Origin of the sequence: Gluconobacter oxydans (assembly GCF_006539685.1) — a bacterium.
Classification (GTDB): Bacteria; Pseudomonadota; Alphaproteobacteria; order Acetobacterales; family Acetobacteraceae; genus Gluconobacter; species Gluconobacter oxydans.
The window spans coordinates 26980-40264 of sequence record NZ_BJNM01000013.1 but is presented as its reverse complement, the minus strand read 5'-3'; the positions used below and the strand labels follow the sequence as shown (position 1 = coordinate 40264).

Genomic DNA, 13285 nt, shown 5'->3' with positions numbered 1-13285 from the left:
CCTCCTGTGTCCTCTTTCAGGACCGGTGCGTTTTCGTGATCCGGTCGACCAGATCGTCGTAACGCTGCAGATAGTCGTTCAGACAGAGTTCGGCCTCGGCGTAACGCCGGGCTTCCTGCCCCAGACGACGGGCCGTCCTGCGATCATCCAGAAGCGCAAGCGTGGCTTCGGCGATCTTTTCGGGCTCCAGAAACGGCACCAGCCGGCCCGTGACGTCATCCGTAATGAACTCACGCACCGGCGCCGTGTCGCTTCCGATGATCGGGCAGCCCGTGGCCATGGCTTCGCGCAGGGACCAGGAGGCGACGAACGGATAGGTCAGATACAGATGGGCATCCGAACGCCGCAGAAGGGCGCGGAAATCGTCATATTCGACCTTGCCGACAAAATGCACGCGCTCGAGATCCAGTCTGTCTCCCAGTTCGCGGAGCATGACTTCGCGCCAGCTTCCGCCATCCGGCGGTAGCGTGCCATAGCTGACCCTGTCTCCGCCGACGAGAATGACATGCGCGTCCTTGCGTTCGGAAAGAATACGGGGGAGCGCGCGCATGACGACGTGGAAGCCGCGATAGGGTTCTAGGTCACGGGCCACATAGGTGACGAGCGGGGTTTTGGGCGTGATCCGGACGTCCTTGATGACAAGGTTGCGCCGTCTGGCCTGCGGTTCGGGGGAGCAGAGCTCCAGATTGACGCCTTCGCGCAACAGGGAAATCTTTTCCTGCGCCCAGACAGGATAGGTTCCGAGCTGGAACTGCGTGGGGCACTGACCATACCCGTTCGCCAGGCAGAGCGCCTGCAGATTGATCGCGTTCTTGACCCGCACGGACGCGGCAAGCTCCGGGGAAGGAGGAAATTCCGGGTCGAACCCCACGTCGTTCTGGTCGGCGTGATAGAAGAACTCAAAATATCCGAGAATTGGGCAGTCCGGAAAGACATCGACCAGATTGAGCAGTTCACCCCAGCCGTGATGGCCGATGATGATATCAGGCTCATACCCCAGCCCCTTGAGCGTTCGGGCGGCCGTTGCGACGGCTTCGGCACGGAGCAGGCCGTATTCGAATTCCCTCAGGCTGCGATGGGTTTCCATCGAAGGCAGGCGCGGCACGCGGTAAATGGCGCGGCGGACACCGGGAATATGATTGCTGTTCGCTTCGGAGATGAAGACGATCTCATGACCCTGCGCCAGAAGATGGCGGACAAAATGCAGGAACTGTCCTGGAAAATTCTGGTGGACGAATAGATAACGCACGTCTTCTCCGGAGCGACAGGACGCCTCTGCGGTTTCCTGTTCGCGCACGGAGAGGACAGCAGATGACAGCGGTTTTCAAAGACGACCGGAGAGGGAAAGTTCCCTCGCCGGTCACTTGGTCGGGCATCAGCGACGGATCAGGATGCCGGGGTGGACTTGCGCTTTCTGGGGGGTGCCGTCTTGGCCGGTGCTGCGGCGGCTTTTGGAGCGCGGGGCTTCGCTGCGGCTTTGGCGCGGGTCGCTTTGGGAGCGGCCTTGGGCGCTGCGGTTTCCTCGCCCTCGGGCAGGATTTCCAGCAGGAAGGCTTCCAGCGGCGCCAGGCTTTCGGCTTCCAGCGCCTCGGAACCGTCCACGGGTCCAAGACGCGTACCGTCCGTGAACGTCGCCGTCAGACGGATCCGGTGCGTCTCGGCGGACTTGCCCTTCAGGCGGACGCGCAGACCCAGAATCGGGAGCGCCATGCCCCGTGAACCGCAGTACTGGCCACCTTCAGCCCACGGAGACAGCCAGCCCTTGCCGAGAACGGCCTGATATTCGATGTCCGACGCCGGGATGCCCTCTTCGGGAGCGACGCTGAAACCTTCGATCCAGCTCTGGCTGCCGGGGACGCCCATCCAGTGTCCGATGCCGCTCGTGACATCGCCACGGCGCTGGATATGGGCGGAAATATCCTTCGAGATCTTTTCCGCAACGGTCTCAGCCATTTCAGCGGCAGCCGATGCGGCCACCGGAGCCGGAGCCGCGGCCGGCTGGGGCGCAGGCTGTGCGGGAGCCGAGGTTACGGGCCCGGCAAGCTGTGCCACCTGCAGACGCGGTGCGGCATGCGTGCTGCCCGGTTCCTGATAGGTGGTCACGAGAACAGCAGCCGGGCCGCGCATCACACGGACCAGCGCAGCGCCGTTCGAACCACCGATCCAGCCATCTTCCTCGAAGGTGCTGACGGTCACGATCCCCGGCGGCGTCCCCGGAGCACGCGAAATCCGGACTCCCGGCAGTCCGGCCGGACCTGCGGGCGCCTGGCCGGCAGCATGGAAGATGCAGAAAATACCTGCATCCAGAACCATCATGTGTGCACCGGCTTTGAGGTCGATGACCCGGTTCTGTCGTGGTGCTTCGGCGGCGTTAGACATTCCCTACTCCCAATTGCGTCCGTTCTTGCGGGCAATAATACTGGCATGTTTCATAAACTGTCACGAGTGGTCATGACAGTTACAAGCAGCAGCCCGACGATGCGTTGCACCAGTTTTCATAAATACCGGCTTCTCTTTCGGCATTATAGTGGCCTGTTTCGATAAGAAAGGTAAATCACCCGTCATCATACTGCCCCCCATCGCCCCAACAAAATCATGGCAAGCTGGTAGGGTGCGACACCGAGGGGCACCGCAAGACCGGTCGCGCTTCTTCTGACCCGTTCGGCCTGCGCGCCCAGGTCAAAGCAGACCGCTTCCAGCCCGCTGCGCCAGACCTGCCCCAGGGCGTAGCACCATGTTTCGGGCGCGATGGAGGGGATCAGTCCCACATCCGGCTGCTGCTGACGGATCAGGGACTGGACCTCGTCTTCGCGATATTCCCCCGTTACCCGGACACCTCGTGAAATCAGCGCATCGTCGTCATGCGTATGGCCCACCAGAGACAGCACAATGGGCAGGCGATGGGTCTGGATCTCGGTCGCCAGCGCCAGCAGGACGTCATAGCCTTTCCACCGGCTGATTCCCCCCACGACACAGACCCTGAGCGGCTGCCCGCGCGTCGCATGACGATGGGGCATGATGTCTTTGTGAAGCGCCGCATCGTCTTCCAGCGGCAGGGCTTCGATACTCAGACCGGGGAAATGGCGGCAGATACGCCGGACCGTATCGTCGGAAGGCGCCATGAGCCTGCGTGCGCCGGATAACTCGCGGGTGGAGCGGGCCAGAAGATCGGCAATGGAGAGGTCTTCACCGAGATAGCTTCCCCATCGTGCCACACAAAGTTCACATCCCGCCGGGTCCGGTTCGCCGCAGTACCGCCCTGCCCCGTCACAGAGCGAGATTCGCGGGCAGAACCAGACATGATCATGAATGAAGACGTCATACGGAACGCCAAGCGCCTCATGCATGGTCCGGATGCAGGGGGCGTGACCGATCAGATGGTGCCACTCCACAGCCCGGACACGCAGGGCAGTGAGCAGGTCCAGCAGGGACGGCAGTTCATCCGGGAGATGGTATTTCAGGTTGGGAAAGCGTTTTCCATCAAGGGCATATTCGAGCAGGCAGCCGCTTTCATGTGGACGAAGGGCGAGAGCAAGCACACCATCCGCCTCGAAAGCCTCCGACCGCTCACGCACGACCCGCCCGACGCCGCCGCCCGCATCATGCTGGACCATGAGAATGGCAGGCCGGCCTGCGCCCTGCTGGAGCAGTCGTGCGGCATCCAGTCTGCGCCGCGTTTCGTGCAGGGGATCGGCGGCAATGAAACGCCCCACGAGGGCCTGATAGCCGGGGTGCAGGGCATTGAGGATGTCCAGATTCCGCGCGCCGAGAGCGTTTCGGGCGGTTCCGAATGACGCAGATCCGACATGGGCGACGTAAAGCTCCGGCGCGGCCAGATGCCGGAAGCCCCGCGCCGTCGCACGGAGGCAGAAATCATTTTCCTCGCCATAGCCCTGAGCAAACAGGTCTTCACGGAAGAGACCCGTTTCGGCCAGACACTCCGCCGAAATCGCCATGCAGAACCCGTGGGCAGTGGGCAGGTCGATCTCCGTGGAGACGGCCCCATTCTTCTGGCACAGCCGGTCCATCGCGCGCATTTCCGCAAGGGACGGAACCGGATTGGAACGCTCCGTGGACGGGTAGGACAGGATGGTCGCATCATTGGAAAGTGGCGTGACCGTGCCAACATCCGATCCTGCAAGCCTTGCCCGCAACCGCTCGACCCAGCCTGCGGGGACGAGCGTGTCGCTGTTGAGAAGCAGGATGTCCCGCCCTGCCGCCGCGCGCATTCCGTCATTGGCGGAGATCGGAAAACCCCGGTTCCGGTCGTGACGGATGAGGATAATCCGTCCGTCCTCCGCCAGTTGATCAAGCGCCTGTGCGAGAGAGGGCTCCGGGGTTGCATCATCCACGACGATCACCGGCACATCCGCCGGGCAGGTCGCAAGAACGGTCCGCAGGCAGGCCATGGTCCGGACCCGGTCAGCATAGACCGGGATCACGACCGCACAGCCTGGGCTCTGGCGCGGAAGATGCGGACGCATCCTGCCCGGCTGGATCTTCACAGGACGTAACCGTGCCGGCAGACCCCGTGTCTGCCCCGAAACCAGTTTCCCCACCAGAGGATCAACGGGAGCACCCGTCAGAAGACGGCCGTTTTCGTTCCACAGCTCAAGGGGACCCTCATCGCGTTCGGGGCACTCTTTGGCCGGAACGTGAAACACCCGGTAGCGCGCCAGGGGGACATCGCTGTCCACATCCTGCGCGAAGTCCTCAGCCCGGAGGGTGGAGCCGTTCCAGAGTGTGATCACCGGGACATGCTCGGGTTCGGCCGGCGTCCAGATCCAGCCCCTCAGGCCATCCGCCGCCGCTTCCACAAAGGACTCGCACCGGGTCAGGGCGGCGATATCCAGCGGGCTGCCGAGAACATGCCGACGGCCGACGCGGACCGCCAGATGCCGTGCTGAGCGCCAGCCTTCCGGAAGGTCATACCGGCCGCCCGTGGCACCCTGTGCGATTTCCCGCCCATCAAGAAACAGACGGACTGGGCGGGACGTCCCGATATGGACGATGCCCGCATTAGACGCCGTCATCCATCCCGGCAGCCCTGCGGAAACTGCGATCTGTTCCGCCAGAGGATAGGTTTCCGGGGTCGCATGAAAGGCGGACAGGGCCGCCTGCATCCGGATTGTGGCATCTTCCATGCGCTGCAGCCGCGCCAGACAGACGGCTTCCAGAAACGCGGCTTCCCGCAGCCCGAAATCCTGACGCAGATCTTCCATGCGGACCAGGCAGTCCATGAGCCTGCCCGCGGAAAGACAGGCCAGCCCGACGGACCATTTCAGATTGGGGTTATGCCGCGACATCCGTTCGGCCCGCTCCAGCCAGAACAGGCCAAGCGATGTGTTTCCGGCCTGAAGGGCGGCCTGCCCCCGGGCAAAGGCTTCCTGCGCTCTGCGGCTCATGGCCTCACGCCACAGGGCGCGGTCCTCGTCGCTGACAGTCCGCCCGAACCCGGCAAACGCTGCGCCGGGGGTCTTCGGACCGGGGGGAGGACGATCAGCAGACACGGAAATCAGTCATCGCCGTCCGGCTGCGCTTCGTCCAGAAGGGCGAGTTCCGCTTCAGCGTCCCTGATATTCTGCGCTTTTGCCCGCTCCAGCCAGATGCGACCTTCCACCGGGTCCGTCACACCGGCCAGTCCGCGCACGAGATAACGACCAAGCATCATCTGGGCGAGGCCGTTTCCTCGCTGGGCGGCCTTGCGGAACCACAGCTGCGCCTGCGGGCGGTTCTCGGGGACGTCATGGCCGCCGCCATACATCGCGGCCAGCGAGAACATGGCGTCCACGTTGCCGCTCTCGGCGGCCTTCCGGTACAGCGTCAGGGCTTTTTCATGATCCTGACGGCCGTTGATGCTCCCGTCCACGAGCAGCCCCGCCACAGTGACCTGTGCCTCGGCCATGCCCGCATCGGCGGCCTTTTCCATCCAGTAGAGCGCCTGTGTGGGATCGGGCTGCACGCCCCGTCCTTCTAGCAGCATCCTGCCATACCAGTACTGCGCGTTGACGACACCATCGGCGGCTTTCTGCATCCAGCGGGCCGCTTCACGCCCGTCCTTCGTGCCAGTCACGCCTTCGGCAAAGCACACACCCAGATTATAGGCCCCGACCAGATCGCCTTTTTCGGCGGCTTTTTCGAAACGGGCATGCAGGGCCTGTTTTTCATCAGGGGTTGCGGACGCTCCGGCGAGAATCAGGTTCCCGAAATCCGCATCCGCATGGGCGTCTCCCGCTTCCGACGCGACCTTGAACCAGTGCGCCGCGACATCGGGGTCCTGATGGACACCATTTCCTGTCAGATAGAGCAGCCCGAGGGCCCGTGCGGCGCCGGCATGTTTCTGCTCGGCCGCCAGACGGTACCATTTGGCGGATTCCACAAGATTGGGAGGCAGATCGCCGCCATTGGCACACAGATCACCAAGCAGGGCGGCGGACTGCGTATCGCCATTCGCTGCGGCGCGCTTCAGCCAGGTTTCAGCCCGGCCGTAATGCCGGGGCGTGCCCGTTCCTTCCAGCAGCATCAGCCCATAGCGCGCCTGGGCCGTTACGATGTTGCGTTCCGCCGCCTGATGGAAATAACTGGCAGCCTTTCCGAGATCCCGGGGCACACCCGAGCCTGACTCGTACATCCTGCCCAGAATATCGAAAGCCGTGCCGAGACCGCCTTTCGTCGCTGCGGTCAGATGCCTGGCGGCGGCAGACAGGTCCTCGTCTGAATGGGCCTCATGGAGAATGGAAAGCGCCACACCAAGATGGCCCTGCGAACACCCTGCGGCCGCGGAACGGTCGTACCAGGACCGGGCCTGCGTCAGATCGCGCAGGTCTTCCGGTCCATTGGTCAGGATATATCCCAGAAGGGCCTGTGCATCCGGGGAACCGGCATCCGCAGCGATTTTGGCCCAGCGCAGACCAAGATGGAAATCCGGATGTCTTGGGCCTGCCTGCGGCACATGCGAGAGATCCAGCCCCTCGCTGGCCGTGCGGATTTCAAATCCTTCGGGCAGGCCCACTGTATAAAGCGTGGCCAGCACGAAGGCCGCTTCAATATGCCCTGCCTCGGCGGCCTGATAGATCCACCGGGCGCCATCTTCGAGACTGGGTGGAACCCCAAGCCCGTCCAGATAGGCGCGCCCGACCCGGAACGCGGCCTCCGCGTCTCCTGTGGCGGCGATGCGGCTGAGAAGCGCGAACCCCTGAACAGCCTGACCGGTTTCCGTGAGATGGATCGCATATTCCAGCTTGCCCCGGGAGGAAAGAAGAGCGGAAAGGCGACGTTTGAACGACATGAGCGACACAGATCCTGAATAACTGTCATACAGGAACGCCCGGTCTGCGCCGGGCGTTCCTTTGAGCGCTTCTGGGGACGCTCCGTGCTTTTATTATGGCTCTCTCATACCATTCGTAAGTGCCGGCGTAATCCTGTTGAACAGATACTGCAGCACGGTCCGTTTTCCGACATCGATATCAGCCGTAAGGGACATGCCCGGCATCGGATGGAAGAAGGAGGGCTGCCCATGCAGGGTGTAACGGTCGATCCGCAGACGGACGCGATAGACACCTGAAGCGGTGGTATCATCGGCAGCCCCACTTCCGTTTGCACCGCCACTGCCGTTCTGGGAGGAAGGTGTGAAAGCATCCGCACTGATGACGCGAACCGTTGCCTCCGCACCGCCGTACTGATCGTAGGGGAAGGTTACGAATTTCAGCAGCGCATGATCACCGACCTGAACGAAACCTACATCCTGCGAACGCAGGACGGCTTCCATTTCAAGGCCGTAGCCCGTGGGAACGAGGGTAATGAACTGCCCGGCAGACTGAAGGACGGAGCCTACTGAGCCCTGTGCGATGGTCAGGACAATACCGTCTTCCGGAGCGCGCAACAGAACAAGATCCTGACGAAGACGCGCCTTTTCATAGGCACTGCGGTATTCAGCCAGATGATGCCCGGCTTCGGTCAGGTCCGAATAGATCTTGGCCTGCCAGTTCCCGATATATCCGTCACGCTCGGCCTTCATGGCGGCCAGCTTCTTTTCCGCGGAGTTGGCGCTCTGCTGGGCAGCGATCTCCGCACGCTCGGCTTCCATCAGCTCCGTCTGGGCGCCCAGGGTCGAAAGACGGGAGCCGACCTGATCGGCCTGTTCCCGCTGTCGCATCTGCAGGACCTCGGACGCAACGCGCATCTTGCTGCCATACATGGCCGCATTGGCCCTGTAGCCCTGAATATCGCTTTCAAGACTGGCGATCTGCTGGGCGTAATTCTCGACATGCGCCTGATATTCGGTCTTGCGGCGCATGAAGGCAGCGCCCTGCTCGACCGAAGCAGGATCGTTCAGATTGACATGATAGTCCTGTCCCGCGGCTTCCGCTTTCAGACGGTCATATTCCGCCTGATAGGCATCACGCTGCAGATGCATGTTCGTGATGTCAGCCTCAGTGATGGTCGGATCGAGATGGGCGAGCACGTCGCCTTTTTTCACGAAATCGCCAACATGGACATCAATGGAACGGATGATGGAGGTTTCAAGCGGCTGCACGACAATGGTCGGCTGCGTTGAAATCAGCCGCCCCGGTGTGGAGACGACGCGATTGATCGGAAAAAAGGCCATAACCGCAAGACAAGCCAGGAACAGACCACCGATCAGCAGGATAATGTAGCGCGCAGCCGGCGTAGCCGGAAGATTGACCAGTCCTGCCGTTGGCGAATGAAACTCAAGCAGCGCCAGTGGCATGTCATTGGGCGCGAAAGGATCGGTGGCCGGCCGCGGAACGTGCTGGTTGAAGTCTTCGTCAGACTGGTCGGAAGACTGGTCACCATTGGGGATCATGTCGGAAGAGCTCATGATTACTCTCCTTCCGTCAGTTGCCCGGCAGAACCGGGACCATCGTTATCTGTCATGTGCCGGTTCTGCTGCAGCCAGAGCATCCGGTAGATTTCACAGCGCTCAAGCAGAACACTGTGAGGTGCGATATCGACCAGCTTACCCTGATCCATAACAGCGATCTGGTGACAGTTTACAAGAGACGACAGACGATGGGAAACGATCACCATCGTCCGGCCCTTGCCGATCCGCTGCAAATTGGCGTTCACGAGCGCTTCGGACTCCGGATCCAGCGCCGATGTGGCCTCATCCAGAATCATCAGCTTCGGATCACTGATGACCGCACGGGCAATGGCAAGCCGCTGCCGCTGACCACCCGAGATGTTGGTCGAACCTTCTTCAATCCAGGTATCATAGCCCGCAGGCATGCGCTCAATGAACTCTTCGGCACCAGCAAGGCGCGCGGCGCGGATCGCATCATCGATCGTCAGCCCCGGGCGGCCCGCCGTGATGTTGTCGCGGATTGTTCCACGAAACAGGAAGTTGTCCTGAAGCACCACGCCAAAGGAACGGCGCAGATGGGTCAGGTTGATTTCACGCAGATCCACGCCATCAAGACGCAGATACCCCGTGTAGTTCCGGCTCACACCCTGAAGAAGTCGGGTGATCGTCGATTTACCGGATCCTGAGCGTCCCACGAGACCCAGCATCGTGCCGGCGGGAATGTCGAACGTCACATCATTAAGGGCTTTTGCTGTCGACCCGGGATAGCAGAAGTCGACATGATTGAACGAGAGCGCGCCCTTGATGACAGGGCGCATGCCCGTTGTCAGCGCCTTGGTTTCCGTCGGCTGGTTCAGAACCATTCCGGCTTCACTCAGGGAGACACTGACCTCGTTGAAGGCTTCCATCAGCTTGGCAAGATTGACGAGCGGGCTGGCGACACGACCACCGAGCATCATGAAGCCCATAAGAGCACCGGACTGCATGGAACTGGCATTCGTCAGGATCAGATAGGCGCCCACCAGGATGATGCCACGGTTGATGAAGATCTCGAACGGCATGACCAGGGTCTGCGGCCAGCTGGCCATGCGACCCGCCGCAAGCTTCCAGCGCACCACATCTGCCGTGCGCTCATCCCACAGTTCACGCCGCGTCGATTCGAGGGCCAGGGTCTTGACCGTCCGGATACCGGCGACCGTCTCGTAGAGGACGGAGCCACGCTTCATTTCAGCAAGCACCTGCCGCCCCATGACACGGGTAACAAGAGGCAGGAAGATCACCACAATAAGACCGATACAGCCTGCAGCGGCCAGCGTTATCCATGCAAGCGTCGGGCTCATCACGAACAGAACGGGCAGGACCACGATCAGGGTGAAGAGATCCAGCAGGGTGCTCATCAGCTGCCCGGTCAGGAAATCCCGGACCTTGAAGACGGCCATGAAACGCCCAAGGATTTCACCCGTCTGTTCGCGCTCATAGAACTCGAGCGGCAGGGCAAGCAGCCTGTTGAAGGCATGCAGAGAAATACGGGCATCCAGTCGGGTGGACAGGATCAGCGAGAGCTCGCGCCGGGCGTAAGTCAGTAGGATTTCATAGAACGAGAGGATGATGACAAAGCCGCTCAGGGAAATCAGCGTCGCCATGGAGTGGTAGTTCACCACCCGGTCGACGACCTGCATGACGATCAGGGCGGGGAAGATCTGAAGGATACTGAGGACCAGCGAGGCAAAGGCGATGTCCCGCATCACCTTCCTTTCGCGAAGCACCATCTTCGCGAACCAGAGCAGATCGAATCTGGCATCGGCCTCGGATTCGTCACGCCGGCGTTTGACCAGCAGCACATCGCCGGTCCAGACCTGCATGAGGCGCAGTTCGTCGACGGGGACCGGGGCATCACCCTCGCCACCCATTGGATCACGGAGCCACACCACGCCCTTTTCGGCATCGGCACGGACCATCAGGCCGGCTGAGCCATCCTTGAACATCAGGACGACAGGCGGGGAATTGCGGATCTTGACGAGATAACGCCACCGCAGGCGCATGCCTTTGGCAACGGCGCCCTGCTCGTTCAGCCAGCGTGCGAGGGTGGCGGGAGACGGCGAATCCTCACCTGGTTCCGCCGCAAAATCGCGGATATCCAGTTCCAGGCCGTGATAGCGGGCTGCGGCCAGGACAGCGTAAAGCCGAATGACGGTCGGACTGACCCTTCCGTCGGGGCCTGACAAGCTCTGGGTATGCTCCACGAAATGTCCTCTATGCTGTTGTCGCGCCAGGGCAGACCAAAGGGCGGCACCACAGGCAGGAACGCCAGTTCATCTTCTTATGAATAGAGAAGACTCTCTTTTCCGTCACCACCCCTGCAGGCAGGAACTGAAAAATACCTGATGCCAGCATAGTCCAGACAGATCAAAAACTCATTAACGCCTTCAAGCATAAACACCCTCGTCACGAGGACGTTTTATTGAAAACACGGGATATGATCAGAGAAAACAATATCCCGTGTCCTGTTATTCCCGGGCGGGTGTTTTTGTCTTTTCCCTTTTCGTCACGGGTTCGGGCTTTTTAGAAAGTGTTGGCTTTCCTCTCCGCCCCTTCAGGGACCGTTACTTCGTCGTGTACCCTCCGTTGACGAGAATGGTCTGTCCGGTCATCCACCAGCCGTCCGAAACCAGGCAGCGGACGATGGGCACGATGTCCTCGATATCGGTCAGACCCGTTTTGCTCAGGGACGACAGGGCGGCGGCCGTCTTGTGATAGGCCACAGCTTCCGGCGCTTCCTGACCATAGAAGAACGGCGTATCCATCGGGCCCGGACCGATCGCATTGACAGAGATACCCCGTGCCCCGAATTCCTTCGAAGCAGCACGCGTGACATGCTCGACGGCAGCCTTCGAGCCGGCATAGGTCGAATAGAACGGTGTATAGGCGCCGAGCAGGGACGTCACGATAGTCACGAGCTTGCCATTGTCGTTCAGATGCCGCCCGGCTTCCTTGATGAAAAAATAGGCAGCCTTGGCGTTGATGGCGAACATCTCGTCGTACTCGTCCTCGGACGTCTCCAGGATCAGCTTCTTGAGAACCTTACCTGCCGTATTGATGGCGATATCCGGTTTTCCCAGTGCCGCGACAACGTCGGTGAACAGTTTTTCATTTGCGGCAGCCGTCGTCAGATCGGCCTGGAAGGCCTGGGCCCGCACGCCCTGCATTTTCAGGGCCGTGACCGTGGCCTCGGCATCCGGACGCGTGGCGGCACTGTTATAATGAATGGCGATGGCGGCTGCGCCCTGAGCGGCAAGATCGAGAGCGATCAGCCCGCCCAGATTCTTGGCACCGCCCGTGATGAGCGCGGTTTTTCCCTTGATGCTGTGATCGGCCATGTTGAAGAGTCCCTCGCGCTGTATGGATGATGACAGGAACCATGATTTGTCAGACAATCCGGAAAAAGCATGAAACCTGACATCATCTGTCAGGATTAACGAACAGATTCCCCCAGCATGCCGGAGACATCATGGACCGCATTGACCTGCTCCGTATTTTCATCCGGGTCGCGGAAAGTGGCAGCTTCACGCATGCGGCCGATACGCTCCAGATGCCCCGCTCCACCGTTTCAACCGCTGTGCAGGAACTGGAAAACCGGCTTGGCACCCGTCTTCTGGCCCGTACCACGCGATCGGTCCGGCTGACGGATGATGGCCGGATGTTCCAGCAGACTGCTCTTCGGCTGCTTGGAGACTTCGAAGACGCTGAAAACCGGTTCCGGCTCCACAGTTCCCAGACGCGCGGGCATGTGAAGGTTAATCTTCCCAGCCGCATCGGACGGCTGATCGTCGCGCCCGCCCTCCCGGAGTTTCTGGACCGTTATCCGGGGCTGGATGTCGAATTGGGCATGACGGATCGCAGCATCAACCTGGCCGAAGACGGGACCGACTGTGTGTTGCGGGTCGGGCCTTTGCAGGATTCGAGCCTGATTGGCCGGAAACTGGGGCTGCTGCCGGTCTTCAATGTCGCGAGCCCTTCCTATCTGGCGCAGCATGGCACCCCGCAGAATCCCGCCGATCTGTCGGCACATCAGGCCGTGCTCTACGCCTCGCCCACCACGGGCCGTATCGAAGACTGGGAATGGGAGCACGATGGCCGGGAAGACAGCAGACCGGTCCGGGGGCGCGTGACGGTCAACAGCGCGGAAGGAGCCGTGGCCTGCTGCCTGGCAGGTCTGGGGGTGGCGCAGCTTCCCGCTTATGACGTTCTTCCCCACATCCGCAGAGGCGAGCTCGTTGATATCCTGCCGCAATGGCGGGCCGCCCCGCTTCCGATGACGCTGTTATACCCGCACCGGACGCATCTCTCCCGCCGACTGGAAGTCTTTACGGAATGGCTGACCGGGCTTCTGGACGCGCACTGTTTTCCCAAAGATGCCGAAAGCTGAACCCCGAAACCGGCTGTGGCCCTTCCCTTTTCCGG

General features: G+C 61.3%; 8 protein-coding genes. 1 reads left to right on the top strand and 7 read right to left on the bottom strand.

Annotated features, from left to right (window positions below):
* Positions 1-16: 16 nt before the first annotated feature.
* The 7 genes from GOX01_RS07230 to GOX01_RS07200 form a co-directional block, all read right to left on the bottom strand.
* Entirely contained in the window at positions 17-1249 is a 1233-nt protein-coding gene (locus GOX01_RS07230) for a glycosyltransferase family 4 protein (RefSeq protein WP_062269668.1), read from the bottom strand.
* Between the two features lie 137 nt (positions 1250-1386).
* Entirely contained in the window at positions 1387-2379 is a 993-nt protein-coding gene (locus GOX01_RS07225) for a hypothetical protein (protein WP_011252286.1), read from the bottom strand.
* A gap of 185 nt (positions 2380-2564) precedes the next feature.
* Positions 2565-5510 (bottom strand): glycosyltransferase, encoded by a 2946-nt coding sequence (locus tag GOX01_RS07220; RefSeq protein WP_231139134.1) that lies wholly within the window; start codon positions 5508-5510, stop codon positions 2565-2567.
* A gap of 5 nt (positions 5511-5515) precedes the next feature.
* Positions 5516-7288 carry an SEL1-like repeat protein gene (locus GOX01_RS07215; protein ID WP_011252288.1) on the bottom strand — a complete coding sequence of 591 codons (1773 nt, stop codon included), beginning with the start codon at positions 7286-7288 and terminating at the stop codon, positions 5516-5518.
* Between the two features lie 93 nt (positions 7289-7381).
* Complete coding sequence (locus tag GOX01_RS07210; protein WP_011252289.1) at positions 7382-8842, bottom strand: HlyD family type I secretion periplasmic adaptor subunit; 1461 nt, start codon at positions 8840-8842, stop codon at positions 7382-7384.
* A gap of 2 nt (positions 8843-8844) precedes the next feature.
* Positions 8845-10995: a peptidase domain-containing ABC transporter gene (locus tag GOX01_RS07205; protein ID WP_062269678.1), complete on the bottom strand. Its 2151-nt coding sequence runs from the start codon at positions 10993-10995 to the stop codon at positions 8845-8847.
* Between the two features lie 432 nt (positions 10996-11427).
* Positions 11428-12201 carry an SDR family oxidoreductase gene (locus GOX01_RS07200; RefSeq protein WP_011252291.1) on the bottom strand — a complete coding sequence of 258 codons (774 nt, stop codon included), beginning with the start codon at positions 12199-12201 and terminating at the stop codon, positions 11428-11430.
* Between the two features lie 131 nt (positions 12202-12332).
* Here GOX01_RS07200 and GOX01_RS07195 point away from each other — a divergent pair, with 131 nt between their 5' ends.
* A complete protein-coding gene (locus GOX01_RS07195; protein ID WP_011252292.1) occupies positions 12333-13250 on the top strand; it encodes a LysR family transcriptional regulator in 918 nt (305 codons plus the stop codon).
* The last annotated feature ends 35 nt before the right edge of the window (positions 13251-13285 follow it).

Coding starts and splice junctions, on each gene's coding strand:
- GOX01_RS07200 (WP_011252291.1), bottom strand. CDS start 12,201: ATGGCCGATCACAGCATCAAGGGAAAAACCGCGCTCATCACGGGCGGT.
- GOX01_RS07210 (WP_011252289.1), bottom strand. CDS start 8,842: ATGAGCTCTTCCGACATGATCCCCAATGGTGACCAGTCTTCCGACCAG.
- GOX01_RS07225 (WP_011252286.1), bottom strand. CDS start 2,379: ATGTCTAACGCCGCCGAAGCACCACGACAGAACCGGGTCATCGACCTC.
- GOX01_RS07195 (WP_011252292.1), top strand. CDS start 12,333: ATGGACCGCATTGACCTGCTCCGTATTTTCATCCGGGTCGCGGAAAGT.
- GOX01_RS07215 (WP_011252288.1), bottom strand. CDS start 7,288: ATGTCGTTCAAACGTCGCCTTTCCGCTCTTCTTTCCTCCCGGGGCAAG.